Genomic DNA, 19,330 nt, shown 5'->3' with positions numbered 1-19,330 from the left:
CATTTCATTATTTCCGGGGGAAACCATGTCTGATTTGCGTTTTTCCGTTCTGGCGACCAGCTTGCTACTGGTGTCCGGCACGGCCTATTCCGAAACCGCCAGCAGCAGCGATGCGCATACGCTGGGCAATATCGATGTCACCGCCAGCAGCGTGGACGAACACGATGCCAGTATGACCACCGAAGGCTCGGAGCGATACGGTACCACTGCCACCAACACCGCAACCCGCATGGTGCTATCGCCCCGCGAAACGCCGCAGTCTGTTTCCGTGATTACCCGTCAGCAGATGGACGACTTCAACCTCGACAGCGTGGCGGAAGTGATGCAACGCACGCCTGGTGTCACCGTTAAATCCCAGGATACCGAGCGCCAGCAACTGTTCGCCCGGGGTTTTGAAATCACCAACTTTCTTTACGACGGTATGCCGTCTACCCGCATCGACACCCTGGGTAAACAAGCGGCCCTGTCCGATACCTTCATCTACGACCGCATTGAAGTCTTGCGCGGGGCCAGCGGCCTGCTCAATGGCATCGGCAACCCGTCCGCCACGGTAAACCTGGTGCGCAAGAAACCTACCCGCGACTTCACCGGCCAGGTGGGTGCGGAGCTGAACAGCTGGGACGGTTACCGCGGCGAGTTCGATGCCAGCGGGTCACTGTCCAGGAATGGCCGGGTGCGCGGTCGCTTTGTCAGCGCCTACGAACAGGGCGAGTCTTTTCTGGATCACTACGAAAACGAAAAGCAGGTGTTCTACGGCGTGATTGAAGCGGACCTGTTCGACAACACCCTGCTCACCGTGGGCATGGACTACATGGACTATGATCCCATGGGGTCTACCTGGGGCGGCATCCCGTTGTTCTACAGCGACGGCGGCATCGCCGATCTGGACCGGGACCTGAACCCGGCCACCGACTGGAGCAGCTGGGCCCAGGATTCACAAACCGTCTTTGTGAACCTGGAGCATCAGTTCGAGAACGGCTGGTACAGCAAGTTTGCCTACACCAACCAGCAGAACAACTATGACGCCGAGCTATCCTCCGCCGGTAGTGGCCAGCTGAACCGCGATGGCAGCGGCATGACGCTATGGGCCGGCCGCTTCGTGGAGGACAAGACCCAGGATACCTTCGACCTCTATGCCAACGGCCCCTTCGCCCTCTTCGGCCGCCAGCACGAACTGGTGGTCGGCGTCAGCCACTCCGACGCAGAGCGGGATTACACCGCCCAGTCACCGGTTAACTTCAATAACGTGGTGCCTGACCTGCTCAACTGGAACGGCAATATTCCCAAGCCCGCCTGGGATAAGCCCAACACGGTGGAAGACCAAAGCTCCCGCCAGACCAGCCTGTATGCCACCGCCCGTTTCAAACCCACCGACCGACTTGCGGTTATTGCCGGCGGCCAGGTAGTGGACTGGGAGCAGGAAACCACAGGATTTAACTGGCAAGGACCGCTGAACGACGAATCCTATCAGGAGAACGGCGAAGTCGTGCCCTACCTGGGACTGGTCTATGACCTGACCGACCACCACTCCGTGTACGCCAGCTACACCAGCATCTTTCAACCGCAGACCGTGCGCGACATCAACAACCAGATTCTCGACCCGGAAGAAGGCAACAGCTACGAGGCGGGATTAAAGAGCGAATTTAACCAAGGCCGACTGAACACCACCCTCGCCGTCTTCCGCACCAATCAGGATAACTTCGCTGAATCCACCGGTCAGCCTATTCCCGGCGGGCCAGCCAACTCCGTGGCCTACCGAGCTGTGGATGGTGCCGAAACCAACGGTTTCGAGCTGGAAGCCGCCGGCGAGATCCTGCCTGACTGGCAGGTACAGGCAGGTTACACCTACCGCATTACCGAAGACCCGGATGGCGACGAGCTGAACACCACTTCGCCGGAAGACATGATCCGCCTGTCCACCCAGTACCGCTTTCGCGGTGACCTGAACGGCCTGACCATCGGCACGGCGATATCCTGGCAGAACAAGACCTATGCATTCGTGACGCGCCCCGGGGCCAGCGCCGACTACAAGTTTGTTCAGGAAAGCTACACCCTGGTGGACCTGATGGCTCGCTACCAGGTGACTCCCGCCCTGTCGGTGGGCGCCAACGTGAGCAACCTGACGGACGAGAAATACTTCAACAACCTGGGGTTCTATAACGGGGGATACTACGGGGATGCCCGCAAGTATAGTTTGAAAATGGACTACCGGTTCTGATTGCGGTTTAGCAATCCTGGCGAAGGCGGGTGTCAGCTTACGGCTGCGCCCAAGCCGACCTACGGAATCACGGAGCCTGCAAAGATCAAACGTCAGACAGAAAAATGCGCTCTTTCTCGATCACAATCCGGCGTGCCTTGTAGAGGCCGCCAATGGCCTGCTTGAACGCATTTTTGCTGCAGCGGAAAGTCTGGAAAATGGCTTCCGGCGAACTCTTGTCACCCAAAGGCAGTTCGCCACCGGCCTTTTCCAGCGCCGCCAGAACCTGCTCCGTGAGCCCATCACTCTTCGCCGCCCCCGGCGCATTCAGGGACAGGCTGAGTTTCTGATCCTGACGCAAGCGCTGCACATAGCCGGTCACCCGTTGCCCAAGGCGCAATGGCGCACGCAGTTCACTGGCCGCAATCATGCCCCAGGCATGATCATCCACCACTACCTTGTAGCCCAGGTCAGTGCTGTGCGCTGCCACCAGCGACACCTCATCCCCCTGCTGATACGCCTGACAGGTATCGGACAGAAAACGGTCCAGCTGGGCACTGACCATCAGCCGCCCTTCCCGGTCCGTGGTCAGCATCACCAACACCCAGCTCTCTTCGCGCACCGGCCCTTTCTGCTCGGCAAACGGCAGCAGCAAGTCCTTGGGCATGCCCCAATCCACAAACGCCCCCACCTTGCTGGTGGACACTACCTTCAATGAAGCCACCTGACCAAGCTGCACACGCGGGGTACGCAGGCTGGCCATGGGCCGACCTTCACCATCGCTGTAAAGCGTAACCATGACACTGTCACCGGGGCCCAGCGTCTGGCCTTCCACTTCCCGGGACGGCAATAGCACCTCACCCAGGTCGCCACCATCCAGCAGCAAACCATTGCGAATGACCTTGAGAATTTCCAGGGAATGGCGAGTGCCGAGTTTGGGGGATACGGTCATGGGTTTGGCCTGTTTGGTTGAAGAGTGCACCACGCTTCACATGAGCGTTTTGCGCAAGCGGCTACGTTCTGGTTTTCCTGATCGCCCTGCGGGCGATGGCCTCGCTGTGCGAGGTTCGTCCCCTGGAAGGGAACTCCTACAGCAGCTTCGTAGCAGCACTTACCACATAAGGTCGTCAGGAATTGGGAAGTCCTTGTAGGGATCGTCCTCATCCACGGCTTCATTGCCGCGTTCATTGAGCAACAGCACAGCCGCTTCATCCCGTTGGCGAATTTTCTCCGCCACCACCGTGGGCACCAGCTCGAAGCTCTCACCCAGAGCGACAATGGCGACCTGGCCGCGTTCCAGCTGCTTCTGCTGTTTGCCGGTGACATAGGCTTTCTTGATCTTCTTGTTCTGCACGAACTGGAACGCCACCTCGCCGTTGTTACGATCCAGCCGGCTTTGCTCAATCATCTGCTTGATCTGCGCGGCAATCTCTTTCTTTTCCCGCTCCGCCTTGCGCTGGGCTTCACGCTGACGATCCGCCTCGGCCTTTTCTTCACGCAAGCGACGGGCACGATCCGCCGGATCTTCCAGCTCGATTTCACCGCGCTTGGCCTTGTTCACATCCTCGCGCTTCTGCTGCTTGGCCTTGCGGGCTTTTTTCTCGTCCGCCAGCCCCGCCTTCATCAATTGCTTCTGCAGTGAATTCGCCATGATGTTCTCTCTTTCTCCATGAACAGATCGCCCTGGCAGGGCCGTCAAAAACCATTAAGGCTGGGCCAGCGGTGACGCCGGTGCCTTGCCCAGCAACGGCTGGGCACGGTGAAAACGGGTGTCGTAACCGGGCTGCCAGGGAAACACGCCTTTGGGATCCGGCCAGACCATCTGCAGCGCCGGGTACGGCGCCGGCAGGCTCTGGTAGAACCAGTTGGCAAAGCCCAGATATTCCTTGTAGTGCGGAAACGCCACCGGCAGAAACATCACTTCCAGGCCGTCGGCAATGTCGTTATACAGACGGTAGGGCTGGTAGGGCTTCTTCAGACCACGAATGCGCACGGCAGCGCTGTCCAACAGTTTGCTGGCCAGCGCATCTTTCAGACCCACCACTATCAGTTCCGGGTGGTTCAGGTTGAGGAAATGCCCCACGCTGAAGGTGTAGCCCGGCTGGCCATCGCCACCGGAGACGGCAAAGTGATGCCAGCCCTTGCGCTGAATATCCGCCAGCAGTGCTTTGTCTTCGGCATCTTCCGGCTGTGGATAACGAAATTTGCCGGGCATTTCATCAAGAAACATAGGGTCATCATCGGTTCAGGCAGCGCCCTGGGGCACTGGCAAGCGGTTAACGCGGTGTGATCGCAATCATAACAGACTCCGCCTTCACTTGGTGCCACCCCTCACAGCTGCAATACTGGGGCGAATCCAGAACAATGAGGAACAGCCCATGAAACGTGCCGGCTTGCTGGTAACCGCACTACTGGCCACGCCCCTCGCCCACGCAGCCCCCGGCGTGGCGATCTATGGCGGTGGCTATACCTGGGATACCGAACTGGAAGGCAACGTGGCCTCCGGCGGCGCCAACATCGACGTGCAGGATGACCTGGGCTTCAACAAGGCCGACCAGAACGTGCTTTACCTGGGGGTGGAACACGCCGTACCGCTGGTTCCCAATGTGCGCCTGCGTTATATCGACCTGTCTGACAGCGCCAGCAATTTCATCAGCCGAAGCTTCACATTCAATGGGCAAAATTTTGTTGCCAACACTCGCGTGGCCACGGACTTTGACCTGGAGATGCTGGACGGCACTCTCTATTACAGCCCTCTCAACAATGCCGTGAAAGTGGATCTTGGCCTTACTTTGCGCCGCCTGGACGGAGAACTCCGGCTGAACAGTCTGGCGGGGAAAACCTCACTGAGCATTGATGAAACCTTGCCCATGCTGCACGCAGGCGCCCGGGCACAGCTTCCGGTTCCCGGCGTCTATGTGGGGGCGGAACTCAACGCCATTGCCTACGACGGCAACAAGATGAACGACTATAACGCCCGTGTGGGCTGGCGCTCGGACTACCTGCTCGGGCTGGAACTGGGGTATAGCCAGATGAATATCGTGCTCGATGACGTGAACAATCTGGATACCGACCTGGACGTGGGCGGCCCCTATGTCGCCATCTCTCTGGGTTTCTAAAACACTCAGGGTATCAGGGGTGATGGCGCCAGCAGAAAGGTGGACTGTCGGCTTACGGCCTTCGGCCTCTCTGTGCCCGCGGGTAAAGCCGACCGGCAAATGCCTACAGATGCCACCGCCTACCGTTACGGACGATCCTGGCACCCGCCACGAAGCACTTCAATCCGAGTATCTTTCTGCTGCCATAACTCGCTCACCCACTGCTGAATTTCTTCACGGAACACCGGATCGTCCTGATAATCGCTGCGCCACAGGCGGGGCTCCAACGGGCAGGTGCGCACGTCAACAATCACTTTCTGCACCTTGCCGCTGAGCAGATCCCAGAACCCCGGGGTCTTCCCGTCCGGGTAGACCACAGTCACATCCAGCAACGCATCCAGATTATCCCCCAGCGCGGCCAGTACAAATGCCACACCACCCGCCTTGGGCTTGAGCAAATGCCGGTAAGGGGATTGCTGCGCAGCGTGCTTGGCCGGGGTAAAGCGGGTCCCTTCCAGGAAATTCACCACCGTGACAGGGATACCCTGAAATTTCTCGCAGGCTCGCCGGGTGATTTCCAGATCCTGGCCTTTCAGGTGCGGATTCTTTTTCAGAAACGCCTTGCTGTAACGCTTCATGAACGGGTAATCCAGCGCCCAGAAAGCCAGCCCGAGAAACGGCACCCAGATCAGTTCCTTTTTAAGAAAGAACTTGAAGTACGGTGTCTTGCGATTAAACGTCTGCACCAGCGCCGGGATATCCACCCAGGACTGATGGTTACTGACCACCAGATAGGAGGTGTCCTTGCGCAGGGATTCCACCCCACGAATATCCCAGTGGGTGGGTGTCAGCAGCGCAAAAATCCCCTTGCAGATCTCCGCCCAGCTCTCCGCAATCCCCATGACCATGGCCGAACAGGCGCGTTTTGCTTTGGCACCGGGCAGCACCAGTTTGAGCAGCGCCACCAGCAGCATCGGACCAATCAGAATCAAGGTGTTTAGCAACAACAGCACAATGGCAATGATACCCGTCAGCATTCCGCGCAAACCTCGTTAGCTCCAATCCCTATCCACTCGCCGCACCACCGCCCCGGCGAACCTTTTTACTGCGAGCCTGCTTTGTGTACACACAGAAAAAAGGCCGGCAGCACCTTTGCATTACCGGCCTTTCCCGTTCTATGTCCGCACGATCAGCCCTTGCGTTCCACAGACATGGCATCCACATTCTGGAACCCACGCGGCAGCTTCGCCCCACGACGGCCCCGCTCGCCATAATAGTGCTCAAGATCGCCGGCTTTCAGGGTCAGATGACGCTTGCCCGCGTAGAGAGTCAGGGCATCGTCCGGGCCAACCACCTGAACGTCCTGCACGAATTCCACCCGCTCGGCCACACGCGCACCCGGAATCGACATCATCTTGTTGCCCTTGCCGCGAACCATTTCCGGTAACTCGCTGACCGGGAACACCAACAGCCGGCCTTCATTGGAAACCAGCGCAATGCGATCATCCGCCGTGGAGGCTATCGGTTGTGGCGGCAGCACCCGCGCGCCCTTGGGAACATTAAGCACCGTCTTGCCCGCTTTCTTGTTCGCCAGCAAGTCCGCATAGCGCACCACGAAACCGTAACCGGCATCGGTGCTCATCAGGTAGGCATCCTTGTCCTTGCCCATCACCGCCGCCATAAAGCTGGCGCCGGAAGGCGGATTCACCCGGCCAGACAGGGGCTCACCCTGCCCCCGGGCACTGGGTAGCGTATGCGCCGGCAACGAATAGGTCCGCCCGGTGCTGTCGATAAAGCAGACTGGCTGGTTGGATTTGCCTTTGGCGCTGGCCCTGTACTTGTCGCCGGCCTTGTAACTGAGCCCTTCCACGTCCACTTCGTGGCCCTTGGCGGCACGCACCCAGCCTTTTTCCGACAGCACCACGGTCACCGGGTCGGCGCTGAGCAGGTCGGTCTCATCCAGGGCCTTGGCGTCGTCGCGCTCCACCAGCGGCGAGCGGCGATCATCACCGTATTTCTCGGCGTCTTCCTTCAGCTCTTTGGCTACCAGCTTCTTCATTTTCGCCATGGAACCCAGGGTGGTTTCCAGGTATTCGCGTTCTTCGTTGAGCTCATCCTGCTCACCGCGAATCTTCATTTCTTCCAGTTTCGCCAGATGGCGCAACTTCAATTCCAGAATCGCTTCCGCCTGACGGTCGCTGATGCCAAACCGTTCCATCAATACCGGCTTGGGGGCATCTTCAGTACGGATGATATGAATCACTTCATCAATATTCAGGAACGCCGCCAACAGGCCTTCCAGGATGTGCAGGCGTTCCAGCACCTTGTCGAGACGGAATTGCAGACGACGGCGTACCGTGACCATGCGGAACTGCAACCACTCGTTCAGAATCATGTCCAGGCTTTTCACCTGGGGCCGGCCATCAATGCCGATCATGTTCAGGTTAACCCGGTAGTTCTTTTCCAGGTCGGTGCTGGCGAACAGGTGACTCATCAACTGTTCCACATCCACCCGGTTGGAGCGCGGGGTAATCACCAGGCGGGTCGGGTTTTCATGGTCGGATTCATCGCGCAGATCGCTGACCATGGGCAGCTTTTTCTTGTTCATCTGATCGGCGATTTGTTCCAGCACCTTGGCCCCGGATACCTGATACGGCAGCGCGGTCACTACAATATCGCCATCTTCACGTTCGTATACCGCACGCTGCTTCAGAGAGCCTTTGCCCTCGGCATACATGCGAATGATGTCGTTGATCGGGGTGATCACTTCCGCTTCGGTGGGGAAGTCCGGGCCCTTGATGTACTGCATCAAATCATCCAGCGAGGCACCGGGATCTTTCAGCAGATGAATGCAGGCATTGGCCACTTCACGCAGGTTATGCGGCGGAATATCCGTGCTCATGCCCACGGCGATGCCAGTGGTGCCATTGAGCAACACATTGGGCAGCCGGGCCGGCAGCAGCTTGGGCTCCTCCATGGTGCCATCGAAATTCGGCAACCATTCCACCGTTCCCTGCCCCAGCTCGGACAACAGCACTTCCGCATACGGCGCCAACTTGGATTCCGTATAACGCATGGCGGCAAACGATTTCGGATCGTCCGCGCTACCCCAGTTGCCCTGGCCATCCACCAACGGATAGCGGTAACTGAACGGCTGCGCCATCAACACCATGGCTTCGTAGCAGGCGGAGTCACCATGGGGGTGATACTTACCCAGCACATCACCCACCGTACGGGCGGACTTCTTGTACTTGGATGAGGCCTTCAGGCCCAGCTCGCTCATGGCGTACACGATACGCCGCTGCACTGGCTTCAGCCCGTCACCAATATTGGGTAACGCCCGATCCAGAATCACGTACATGGAATAATCCAGGTACGCTTTTTCGGTGTATTCCTTTAACGGAAAACTTTCAAATTCGTCAGCCATAGGTACTCGCTAGCTCGTATGCTGGACGCCTGATGCCTGAAGCCGAATGCTTATTGCCGAACAAACGGCAAGCGTGTGGCTGAGACTTTTCAGGCGTCGTCTTGTCTTGTTAGTTTTCGTCGGGCTTCCGGCATCCGGCGTCCGGCACCCTTATACTTCCGCCAGATTCCCTTTTTCTTCCAGCCAGCCCTTGCGGTCGGATGCGCGCTTTTTGCTGAGCAGCATATCCATCAGCTGGTGAGTGCCGTCATCGGTGGAAACATCCAGACGCACCAGGCGGCGGGTGTCGCGGGCCATGGTGGTTTCGCGCAATTGCAGCGGATTCATCTCACCCAACCCCTTGAAGCGGGTCACGTTCACCTTGCCGCGTTTTTTCTCCGCCTTGATGCGGTCCAGCACGCCATCGCGCTCTTCCTTGTCCAGGGCGTAATACACTTCCTTGCCCACATCGATGCGATACAGCGGCGGCATGGCCACGAACACATGGCCGCTTTTGACCAGTGCAGGGAAGTGGCGCAGAAACAAGGCACAGATTAACGTGGCGATATGCAGACCATCTGAGTCCGCATCGGCAAGAATGCAGACCTTGCCATAACGCAGGCCGCCAAGATCATCGCTGCCGGGCTCGATGCCCAGGGCCACGGCGATATCGTGAATTTCCTGGCTACCCAGCACCTCGCTGGAATCCACTTCCCAGGTATTCATGATCTTGCCGCGCAGGGGCATGATCGCCTGATACACCCGATCGCGGGCCTGCTTGGCGCTGCCACCCGCCGAATCCCCTTCCACCAGAAAAATTTCACTCTGGGACGGATCATCGCTGGTGCAGTCCGCCAGCTTGCCGGGCAAGGCCGGGCCGCTGGTGACTTTTTTCCGGGTGACTTTCTTGGCTGCGCGCAAACGCTTCTGGGCGTTATTGATGCACAGGTCCGCCAGTTTTTCGGCTTCATCGGTGTGCTGGTTCAGCCACAGGGAGAACGCATCCTTCACTACACCAGACACAAAAGCTGCGGTCTGGCGGGAACTCAACCGTTCCTTGGTTTGCCCGGCAAATTGTGGATCCTGCATTTTCACGCTGAGCACGAAGGCTGCCCGGTCCCAGATATCTTCCGGGGTCAGCTTGACCCCACGGGGCAGAAGATTACGAAACTCACAGAACTCGCGCATGGCATCCAACAAGCCGGAACGCAGGCCATTCACATGGGTGCCGCCCTGGGCCGTGGGGATCAGGTTCACATAGGCTTCCTGAATCAGCTCGCCGCCTTCCGGGAGCCAGGTCACCGCCCAGTCCACCGCCTCGGTTTCCGCACTCATGGAACCGTTGAACGGCTCCTGCGGTACGCGCTCCCAGCCGCGGCTGGATTCCAGCAGGTATTCGATCAGGCCATCATCGAATTGCCAGGCGTCGCTCTCGCCGGTGAGCTGGTTATCCAGCGTCACCAGCAGGCCCGGGCAAAGTACCGCCTTGGCCCGCAACAGGTGCTTGAGGCGAGTCACCGACATTTTCGGCGAATCGAAATACTTGGCGTCGGGCCAGAAGCGCAAGGTGGTGCCGGTGTTGCGCTTGCCAACCGTATCGATCACTTCCAGATCGCTGCGCTTTTCGCCATCACCGAATTCCATGCGGTGCAGCTGACCATCGCGCTTGACCAGAATCTCCAGTTTGGTGGACAGCGCGTTCACCACGGACACGCCAACGCCGTGCAGGCCGCCGCTAAACTGGTAGTTGTTATTGGAGAACTTGCCCCCGGAGTGCAGGGTAGACAGGATCACTTCCACACCCGGTTTTTTCTGTACCGGATGCATGTCCACGGGCATGCCGCGGCCATCGTCTTCCACTTCCACGCCGCCATCCTTGAGCAGGGTGACCTTGATCGACTTGGCATGGCCGGCCAGTGCTTCATCCACCGAGTTATCGATGACTTCCTGGGCAAGATGGTTGGGGCGGGAGGTATCGGTGTACATGCCCGGGCGCTTACGCACCGGGTCCAGGCCCGACAACACTTCAATATTTTCGGACGTATAGTTATTGGCCATAGATTTTCCAGAAGCACCAGACGCAGGACGCCAGATGCCGGGCGCATGATGTATCACACGGCCGGCATCTGGCCTCGGGCATCAGGCGTGTATTTCAATCCCACAAAACCGCAGCATCAGCGGTATGAAGGCGTCAAAGTTATCAAAGCCGTGGCTGCCACCCAAGCCACAATAGCGGTGACAGTCACCGTAATAGTCCCAGCCGTCTTCCCAGTTAAGGGTTTCGTCACCGGTTTGGGTCAGCAACAGCAGGCTTTCCGGCTGGGTGATCTCTGCCACTTCGTAGTGCCGTAACTGCTCCAGCCAGACCGGATCGAACTGGTAGGCCTCGCCGGTATGGTAGTTATGCTGGATACCTGTGTATTTGTCCAGTAGTCGCCACGGTCTGACCGCAGGATTTACGATTGCGGCCTTCAGATCGTGGTGTTCCGCCAGCCAGGTGGCATAAAAACCGCCCAGCGACGAGCCCAGCAGCGCCACCGGCCCGGCGCCGGCAATGGCCGCATCCAGCTCCGCCATGGCCAGCCTTGGTGATGGCGGCAGCGCCGGCACGATCAGCCGCTCCGGGCAACCGGCCTGCTCGAACACCGAGCGCAACAACCCCGCCTTGTGGGAAGCCGGGGAGCTATTGAAGCCGTGGATATAGAGAAGAGACGTTTCGGGGACAGCCATGGTAAAACCCGTTGAGAGTAGACAGTTGAACGTTGACAGCGAAACAACATCAACGACTCCGCAAACTGTCCACTATCAACTTTCAACTATCAACTGATTCAGTAGCCCTTGACCGTGAAATCCACCTCGAAGGTGATGCCTTCCACCCGGCTCACCCCCGTGTCGATCTGGCCATCCGGGTGCAAATCCAGCCAACGGTAACCGGGATTGGCATCGTCAACCGCAAAGTCTTCGCTCTTGGGCTTGAACTGCACGCAGGTGCTGGGCACCGCCATCATCCGTACCCCGTTACGGTGCGCGTCATACTCCTGGTGCACATGCCCCCAGATAATGGCTCGCATGCGCTCATGGCGGTCGATGACCTCAAAAAACTTGTCTGCGCTACCTACCACCTGGGTATCCAGCCAGGTGCATTCCATCGGGACCGGGTGATGGTGCAGACATACCATCAGGTGCTCACCGATGGCATCCCGCAGGGCGGTGTCGAGAAATTTCAGGTCTTCGTCGAATAGCTCGCCGGGCACTTCGCCGGGAATGGTGGAGTCCAGCATGACAATGGTCCAGTTGCCCACATTCAGCACGCACGGACTCATTTTTTCGCGGTGGGCTGCCAGCGCCTGCAACATGGGCGCAGGCTTGTCGTGATTGCCTTCAAGCCAGTAAATCGGCACATCGAAACCGGACAGAGCGCGATCCAGGCGCTCGTAGGATTCGTAGGAGGCATCCTGGGACAGGTCCCCGGTGGCCAGAATCAAATCCGGATTGGGTTGTTCCTTGCGAATCAGCTCCAGCACCTTGTCCAGACTGAACTGGGTATTCAAACCCAGCAGCTTGCCTTGTGGATCGGCAAACAAATGACAGTCTGACAACTGCACGACTCGAAGGGGCTGCAACTGCTGCGTCAAGATCCCCGCTCCCGTAACCGTTATTATGGTCCCATATCTCGTTGACGGCCCTTCCTTGTACTCCCCAGTACCGCAAGGCCGCCCTCAACGTCACTTATAACCAAGATGATGGCACTTTTCTAGGAAACAGATCCAAGAGCTGGAATTGGTTACCATTTCTCTACGAAGAAACCGCAGAGCGGGTTGCTTCTGTATCCGGGGAGTGGCAGGCACCCACGCACTCACAGCGCCATCTGCTCAACTGCCAGTGACCTGTTGGCGCCAGGCCTGGCCACTGTCGCGGCCGTGGTCATGGAGGTGGCGCAGCCACTCTGCCAGAAACCGGTTCCACTGCACCTTCTCGTCGCGCTGATGCATGTTGCGGTTAGGGTAGGCGTAGCGGGCGTTAACCCGCCGGAAAGGACGCGCTTCGGTGACTTCCGCCAGCCGCGCATCGTGGTACATGCGCACGGTGAGCCGAGACGCTGGCAAGGCTTCCAGCAATTCCTGATCTTCCAGACGCACCGTGGTGGTGTAGGGAGAACGCTCCAGCACACGCATCTGCAGGGTATGGGGATGCTGGTCATGTCCCACGTCCACCGCCATGCTGTCTCGCTCACCCAACGCCTTCATTAAGGGCAACAGGCGCGCATAGTTTTCCTCGCACTGGGTCATCAGCGCACGAAAATCCAGCCGGTAACGCTCGCGGCGGCTCACTGCCCGCCCCAGGCCGCATCCAGGCGGGCGCGGTTCAACAGCAACCACTGCAGGGCAATCAGCGACGCGGCGTTATCCACCTGACCGCTTTCCAGCAGCGCAGGAATGTCATCGGCACTTACGGTGACCGCACGAATGTCTTCGCCCTCGTCCGGACAGCCGAAAATGCCGCCGGCGCCGGCCAGATCGGCATGGCCCACGAACACCTGCAGGCGCTCATTGGTGCCACCGGGGCTGGGCATGTAGGCCGCGATCGGCTCCATGGTGCCCAGGGTCAGCCCGGCCTCTTCCACCGCCTCACGGCGAATCAGGTCGACGGCACTTTCTCCGTCCTTGTCGGCGATGCCGGCAATCAATTCCAGGCACCAGGGCGTATCCCGCCATTCCAGCGCGCCGACCCGAAACTGCTCCACCAGCAGAATCTCGCCCCGCACCGGATCATAGGGCAGTACGGCGGCCGCCGGTGGCCGTACAAACAGCTCCCGGCGGACGGGCTCGCCCCAGCCACCGTTATAGTGCTTGTGACGCAGGGTCAGGGTATCCACCCGGAAGAAGCCCTGGAACGGGGTCTCCCGTTCCAGCACTTCCACGTCCTGCGGGCCAAATGGCGGTGTCAGTGAATGATTACTCATGGGCCTCATGATAAAGCGCGGAGCCCTGCTCACGGAACTCCCGGGATTTTTCTTCCATGCCCGCCTCGGCCTGGGCCACCTGGGCGGTGCCGTCACCGTAGATCTCGCGCACTTCCTGGCTGATCTTCATGGAGCAGAACTTGGGCCCGCACATGGAACAGAAATGCGCCACCTTGTGGGCCTGCTTGGGCAGGGTCTCGTCGTGGTATTCACGGGCCCGGTCCGGGTCCAGCCCCAGATTGAACTGATCTTCCCAGCGGAATTCGAAACGTGCCTTGGACAGGGCATTATCACGCAGCTGCGCGCCGGGATGGCCCTTCGCCAGATCCGCCGCGTGGGCAGCAATCTTGTAGGCGATGATGCCTTCCTTCACGTCTTCGCGATTGGGCAGCCCCAGGTGCTCCTTGGGCGTCACATAGCAAAGCATGGCGGTGCCATACCAGCCGATCATGGCCGCACCGATGGCGCTGGAAATGTGATCGTAGCCGGGGGAGATATCGATGGTCAGCGGGCCCAGGGTGTAGAACGGCGCTTCCCCACAGTGCTCCAGCTGCTCATCCATGTTGGCCTTGATCATGTGCATGGGCACATGGCCGGGGCCTTCGATCATCACCTGCACGTCATGCTTCCAGGCGATCTTGGTCAACTCGCCCAGGGTGCGCAGCTCACTGAACTGGGCTTCATCGTTGGCATCGGCCAGGGAACCGGGGCGCAGGCCATCGCCGAGACTGAAGGTCACGTCGTAGGCCTTCATGATCTCGCAGATCTCTTCGAAATGGGTATAGAGGAAGCTTTCCTCATGGTGCGCCAGGCACCACTTGGCCATGATCGAACCACCGCGGGACACAATGCCGGTAACCCGGTTGGCGGTCATCGGCACATAGCGCAGCAGCACGCCGGCGTGGATGGTGAAGTAACTCACCCCCTGCTCGGCCTGCTCGATCAGGGTGTCGCGGAAGATTTCCCAGGTCAGGTCTTCGGCCACGCCGTTGACCTTTTCCAGCGCCTGGTAGATGGGCACGGTGCCGATGGGCACCGGCGAGTTACGCAGAATCCACTCGCGGGTTTCGTGAATATTGTCACCGGTGGACAGGTCCATCACCGTGTCACCGCCCCAGCGGGTGGCCCAGGTCATCTTGGAGACTTCTTCCTCAATGGAAGAGGTCACCGCCGAGTTGCCGATGTTGGCGTTGATCTTGGTGAGGAAGTTGCGGCCGATGATCATCGGCTCGATTTCCGGGTGGTTGATGTTGACGGGGATCACCGCCCGGCCCCGAGCCACTTCATCACGGACGAACTCCGGGGTAATTTCCGCCGGAATCGCCGCGCCGAAGCTCTGCCCCGGATGCTGGTTCACCGGCAGGCCCGCTTCGCGATGCTCACGCAGCCGCTGATTTTCGCGGATGGCGATATATTCCATCTCGGGAGTGATGATGCCCTGGCGCGCGTAGTGCATCTGGCTGACATTCTTGCCGGCGCGGGCGCGGCGAGGAATGCGCGTGTGCTCAAAACGCAGGCCGGCCTTGGCCACGTCGTTGGCCCGCTTGCGGCCATACTCGCTGGTCAACCCGGCCAGCTGCTCGGTATCATCCCGCTCATCAATCCAGGCAGCCCGAATAGGATTCAGCCCTTTACGGATGTCGATTTGAGTATCCGGGTCGGTATAGGGACCAGAGGTATCATAAACCGACAGCGGTGGGTTATCCTCGAACTTTCCGTCCGCCAATGGGGTCGGATGCTGTTGGATTTCTCGCATGGGGACACGAATGTCCGGGCGCGATCCCGTGACATAGATCTTTCGTGAACCCGCGATAGGCTGGCAGGATTCGTCAATGGCGTTGGCGATGGGGCGCTGATCGTCTGGCACGTCGGCCTCCAGAAGCAAATAAGAGAAATTCAGGAATGGCGGACACTATACGCCAGCGCCCAACAGCCGAACAACCGCGGAACTGGCCCAAACAGGCGGTGTTAATTTTCTGTACTTGCCAGTACCATAATGATTAACCAGACACACAAAAAGAGTGCACCAGAATGAAGCGTAGCCCGGCAACGCCCCTAGTTCTTCTTCTTACCTCACTGGCCAGTGCCGTTCAGGCCGCTGACCTTACTGAAGTCGCCAACGCAGCCTGGAGCTACGACGGCACCTGGCGCGCCGCCCGCCAGACCTGGGAAGCGGATCAGGAAACGCTGGTACAGGGGCGGGCCGCGCTGCTGCCGACCATCGATGCCAGCCACCGCCATTCGGAAATCAACCAAACCTACAGAAACCGCGCGCCGGCTCGGCATGCATCGCCGCACCCTGGCCCGCAAGCTGGGCAAACAGCAGGTGAAGTAGGGCGGGCACGCTATTCGCCAGGGCGTGTTGCGCCCCGGCCCAGCACGTCCTAGAATCCGGTCTCAATACAAAAAGCCGAAGGAAAGCCGGTGAGCCGCACCGACCTCCAAATCAAGTTCCTGCCCCGTTCCGTCGCCGCCTGGCGATGGTGACGCTCTTCGCTTGCCGCTTCTACTGCCGATAGCGGCACCCCTCGCGTTTTATTTCCGTCTACAATCTGTCGTCTGTATCAAGATCGGGGACCACCATGTCACCACGAAATCTGGATGAGTATGCCCGCCAGGGTTACACCCGCGTACCGGTGGTACGCGAAGTGCTGGCGGATCTGGACACGCCGCTGTCCGCCTATCGCAAACTGGCCGCCGGGCCCTACAGCTACCTGTTCGAATCCGTGCAGGGCGGGGAGCGCTGGGGGCGCTATTCCATGATCGGCCTGCCAGCGGCGGAGGTGATCCGCATCCACGGCCAGCGCATTCTGATTACCGATGCCGACGGCGAGCGCCAGTTGGACGTGCCGGATCCGATCGCCTGGATCGAGGCCTACCGGCAGGAATACAACACCCCGGAGATCCCCGGTCTGCCCCGTTTCAACGGTGGTCTGGTGGGCTACTTCGGCTACGACAGCGTGCGCTACTTCGAGCCGCGTCTGGGGCCGGCGCCGGGGGAGGATGTGCTCGGCGTACCGGATATCCTGCTGATGCGCTCCGAGGAAGTGGTGGTGTTCGATAACCTGCGCGGCAGCCTGTTCCTGATCGTGCAGGTGGACCCGGCGGACAGCCACGCCGAAGGCCGGGCGCTGCGCCGTCTGGACGAGCTGGAGGCGAAGCTGCGGGCGCCGTTGTCCGAGCCCGGCCACCATCGCTATGGCGAACCGGTGGGAGAAGAGGATTTCGTCTCTGAGTTTCCCCGCGACCGGCATGGCCAGGCGGTGGAAACGATTCGTGAATACATCCTGGCGGGAGATGTGATGCAGGTGGTGCCAGCGCAGCGCATGAGCTGTGAATTCCCGGCACCGGCCATGGATCTTTATCGCGCTTTGCGCTATCTCAACCCTTCCCCGTACATGTTCTATCTGGACCTGGAAGATTTTCACATCGCCGGCTCCTCGCCGGAGATTCTCACCCGGGTCGAGGGCGATACCGTCACCGTGCGGCCCATCGCGGGTACCCGCAAACGGGGGGAAACTCCGGAGCGGGACCGGGAATTGGAAGAGGAACTGCTGGCGGATCCGAAGGAACTGGCCGAACACCTGATGCTGATCGATCTGGGCCGCAACGATGTCGGCCGGGTGGCCAAGCCAGGGGAGGTGAAGCTGACCGAGAAAATGGCGGTGGAGCGCTATTCCCACGTGATGCATATCGTCTCCAATGTGGAAGGCAAACTGCGCCCGGAACTGGGGCCGCTGGACGTGCTGCGGGCCACTTTCCCCGCCGGCACCCTGAGCGGCGCGCCGAAGATCCGCGCCATGGAAATCATCGACGAACTGGAACCCACCAAGCGCGGTGTCTACGGCGGCGCCGTGGGCTATATCGGCTTCGATGGCGACATGGACATGGCGATCGCCATCCGCACCGCGGTGGTCAAGGACGGCCGGCTTTACGTGCAGGCCGGCGGCGGCGTGGTGGCGGATTCCCAGCCCGATCTGGAATGGAAAGAGACCATGAACAAGGCCCGTGCCGTATTCCGCGCGGTGAACATGGCCCTGGGCGGGCTTAATCTGGACGAGGGGGAACGCTGATGCGGGTCTTGATGATCGATAACTATGACAGCTTCACCTATAACCTGGTCCAGTACCTGCAGGAACTGGGGGCCGAGGTGCTGGTGCATCGTAATGACAAGATTGATCTGGCCGGCATGGAGGCGGTGGGCGCCGACCGGCTGATGATCTCGCCGGGGCCCTGCTCGCCCAACGAGGCCGGTATTTCCGTGGAGGCGATTCGCCATTTCGCCGGCAAGCTGCCGATTCTCGGCGTCTGTCTGGGACATCAGTCCCTGGGGCAGGCGTTCGGTGGAGAGGTGGTGCGTGCCGGGCAAGTGATGCACGGCAAGACCTCGTCGGTGCACCATACCGGCCAGGGGGTGTTCGCCGGCCTGCCGAGCCCGTTCACCGCCACTCGCTATCATTCCCTGGTGGTGGCCCGGGAGACACTGCCCGAATGTTTTGAAATCACCGCCTGGACCGAGAATGAGCAGGGCGAAATGGAAGAGATCATGGGCATGCGCCATAAAGAGCTGCCCCTGGAAGGGGTGCAGTTCCATCCAGAGTCGATTCTGACCGAGCATGGCCACGCCATGTTGAAGAACTTTCTCGAGCACGGGGGGCAATAACAATGAACATTCAGGACGCGCTGGCGCGGGTGGTGGAGCATATCGATCTGTCCACCGAGGAAATGCGGGAAGTAATGCGCCAGATCATGACCGGCGGTGCCACCGACGCTCAGATCGGCGGTTTCCTGGTGGGGTTGCGGATGAAGAGCGAATCCCTGGACGAGATCACCGGTGCCGCCATGGTGATGCGCGAGCTGGTGAAACCGGTGACCATCGAGAACCGCCGCCATCTGGTGGATATCGTCGGTACCGGCGGTGATGGTGCCAATCTGTTCAATGTATCCTCCGCCAGCGCCTTCGTCGCCGCCGCCGCCGGCTGCCGGGTGGCCAAGCACGGTGGCCGCTCGGTCAGTTCCAAAAGCGGCTCCGCGGACTTGCTGGAGGCCGCCGGTATCGATCTTGACCTGACCCCGGAGCAGGTGGCCCAGTGCGTGGACGCGGTGGGAGTGGGGTTCATGTTCGCTCCCGGCCATCACAGCGCCATGAAATACGCCATCGGCCCGCGCAAGGAGCTGGGCATGCGCACACTGTTCAATATTCTCGGCCCGATGACCAATCCCGCCTCCGTCCAGAGGCTGGTGGTCGGCGTCTTCTCCGACCGGCTTTGCCGGCCCATGGCCGAAGTCATGGGACGCCTGGGCGCGGAGCACGTGATGGTGGTGCATGGCCATGATGGCCTGGACGAGATCACTCTGGCGGGGCGCACGCATGTGGCGGAATTCCGGGATGGTGAAGTACGGGAGTTCCAGATCACACCGGAAGACGTGGGCATCGAGTCAGATTCCCTGGTGGGGCTGGACGTGACCGATCCCGAGGCGTCGCTGGCGCTGATCCGGGATGCGTTCGGCAAGCGCACCGGGCCGGTGTCGGCCAAGGCCGCGGACATGGTGGCCCTGAACGCCGGCGCGGCGATCCATGTGTCCGGGGTGACCCGCACACTGGCGGAAGGTGTGCGGATGGCGGATGATTTGATTCATAACGGTGAAGCCGCCGAGCGCATGCG

Annotated in this window: 17 protein-coding genes; 6 read left to right on the top strand and 11 right to left on the bottom strand. The window is 60.0% G+C overall.

Annotation, left to right across the window (positions count from 1 at the left end):
• Positions 1-25: 25 nt before the first annotated feature.
• Positions 26-2,218 (top strand): TonB-dependent siderophore receptor, encoded by a 2,193-nt coding sequence (locus COA55_RS06655; RefSeq protein WP_290501095.1) that lies wholly within the window; start codon positions 26-28, stop codon positions 2,216-2,218.
• A gap of 85 nt (positions 2,219-2,303) precedes the next feature.
• Here COA55_RS06655 and COA55_RS06650 read toward each other — a convergent pair whose 3' ends face one another.
• The 3 genes from COA55_RS06650 to COA55_RS06640 all read right to left on the bottom strand — a co-directional run bounded on the left by COA55_RS06650 (position 2,304) and on the right by COA55_RS06640 (position 4,427).
• Positions 2,304-3,149 (bottom strand): S1-like domain-containing RNA-binding protein, encoded by an 846-nt coding sequence (locus COA55_RS06650; RefSeq protein ID WP_290501094.1) that lies wholly within the window; start codon positions 3,147-3,149, stop codon positions 2,304-2,306.
• Positions 3,150-3,308: 159 nt separating this feature from the next.
• Positions 3,309-3,848, bottom strand: a complete 540-nt coding sequence (locus tag COA55_RS06645; RefSeq protein ID WP_063519683.1) for a DUF2058 domain-containing protein — start codon at positions 3,846-3,848, stop codon at positions 3,309-3,311.
• A gap of 54 nt (positions 3,849-3,902) precedes the next feature.
• Positions 3,903-4,427 (bottom strand): DUF4262 domain-containing protein, encoded by a 525-nt coding sequence (locus COA55_RS06640; RefSeq protein ID WP_063518608.1) that lies wholly within the window; start codon positions 4,425-4,427, stop codon positions 3,903-3,905.
• 148 nt (positions 4,428-4,575) lie between these two features.
• Between COA55_RS06640 and COA55_RS06635 the strand changes: the two genes are divergently transcribed.
• Positions 4,576-5,316, top strand: coding sequence for a TIGR04219 family outer membrane beta-barrel protein (locus COA55_RS06635; RefSeq protein ID WP_290501093.1), 741 nt, complete (start codon positions 4,576-4,578; stop codon positions 5,314-5,316).
• Positions 5,317-5,441: 125 nt separating this feature from the next.
• Here COA55_RS06635 and COA55_RS06630 read toward each other — a convergent pair whose 3' ends face one another.
• The 8 genes from COA55_RS06630 to thiC all read right to left on the bottom strand — a co-directional run bounded on the left by COA55_RS06630 (position 5,442) and on the right by thiC (position 15,531).
• Positions 5,442-6,332, bottom strand: a complete 891-nt coding sequence (locus COA55_RS06630) for an acyltransferase (protein ID WP_290501092.1) — start codon at positions 6,330-6,332, stop codon at positions 5,442-5,444.
• A 152-nt stretch (positions 6,333-6,484) separates the two neighbouring features.
• A complete protein-coding gene (parC, locus tag COA55_RS06625) occupies positions 6,485-8,722 on the bottom strand; it encodes a DNA topoisomerase IV subunit A (protein WP_063519680.1) in 2,238 nt (745 codons plus the stop codon).
• Between the two features lie 150 nt (positions 8,723-8,872).
• A complete protein-coding gene (gene parE, locus COA55_RS06620; protein ID WP_290501091.1) occupies positions 8,873-10,759 on the bottom strand; it encodes a DNA topoisomerase IV subunit B in 1,887 nt (628 codons plus the stop codon).
• Positions 10,760-10,840: 81 nt separating this feature from the next.
• Positions 10,841-11,431: a YqiA/YcfP family alpha/beta fold hydrolase gene (locus tag COA55_RS06615; protein WP_290501090.1), complete on the bottom strand. Its 591-nt coding sequence runs from the start codon at positions 11,429-11,431 to the stop codon at positions 10,841-10,843.
• A 98-nt stretch (positions 11,432-11,529) separates the two neighbouring features.
• Positions 11,530-12,336, bottom strand: coding sequence for a 3',5'-cyclic-AMP phosphodiesterase (cpdA, locus tag COA55_RS06610; RefSeq protein ID WP_290501089.1), 807 nt, complete (start codon positions 12,334-12,336; stop codon positions 11,530-11,532).
• Between the two features lie 237 nt (positions 12,337-12,573).
• On the bottom strand, positions 12,574-13,032 hold the full coding sequence (locus COA55_RS06605; RefSeq protein WP_290499686.1) for a DUF1249 domain-containing protein: 459 nt from the start codon (positions 13,030-13,032) through the stop codon (positions 12,574-12,576).
• Positions 13,029-13,664, bottom strand: a complete 636-nt coding sequence (locus COA55_RS06600; RefSeq protein WP_290501088.1) for an NUDIX domain-containing protein — start codon at positions 13,662-13,664, stop codon at positions 13,029-13,031. The genes COA55_RS06605 and COA55_RS06600 overlap by 4 nt, the downstream gene beginning before the upstream one ends.
• On the bottom strand, positions 13,657-15,531 hold the full coding sequence (thiC, locus tag COA55_RS06595) for a phosphomethylpyrimidine synthase ThiC (RefSeq protein WP_288368260.1): 1,875 nt from the start codon (positions 15,529-15,531) through the stop codon (positions 13,657-13,659). Before thiC ends, COA55_RS06600 begins: the two co-directional genes overlap by 8 nt.
• A 357-nt stretch (positions 15,532-15,888) precedes the next feature.
• Here thiC and COA55_RS16940 point away from each other — a divergent pair, with 357 nt between their 5' ends.
• From COA55_RS16940 to trpD, 4 genes are all read left to right on the top strand, one after another.
• Positions 15,889-15,999: a helix-turn-helix domain-containing protein gene (locus COA55_RS16940; protein ID WP_363969813.1), complete on the top strand. Its 111-nt coding sequence runs from the start codon at positions 15,889-15,891 to the stop codon at positions 15,997-15,999.
• A 247-nt stretch (positions 16,000-16,246) separates the two neighbouring features.
• A complete protein-coding gene (gene trpE, locus COA55_RS06585; protein WP_026949651.1) occupies positions 16,247-17,737 on the top strand; it encodes an anthranilate synthase component I in 1,491 nt (496 codons plus the stop codon).
• On the top strand, positions 17,737-18,327 hold the full coding sequence (locus COA55_RS06580; protein ID WP_055099690.1) for an aminodeoxychorismate/anthranilate synthase component II: 591 nt from the start codon (positions 17,737-17,739) through the stop codon (positions 18,325-18,327). Before trpE ends, COA55_RS06580 begins: the two co-directional genes overlap by 1 nt.
• 2 nt (positions 18,328-18,329) lie before the next feature.
• The coding region (gene trpD, locus COA55_RS06575; RefSeq protein WP_290501087.1) for an anthranilate phosphoribosyltransferase at positions 18,330-19,330 on the top strand (1,001 nt) is incomplete at its 3' end.

Source organism: Alcanivorax sp. (assembly GCF_002733835.1).
In the GTDB taxonomy this organism is placed as follows: Bacteria; Pseudomonadota; Gammaproteobacteria; order Pseudomonadales; family Alcanivoracaceae; genus Alcanivorax.
The sequence above is the reverse complement of the archived record's forward strand: the minus strand, read 5'-3'. Positions and strand labels throughout refer to the sequence as shown.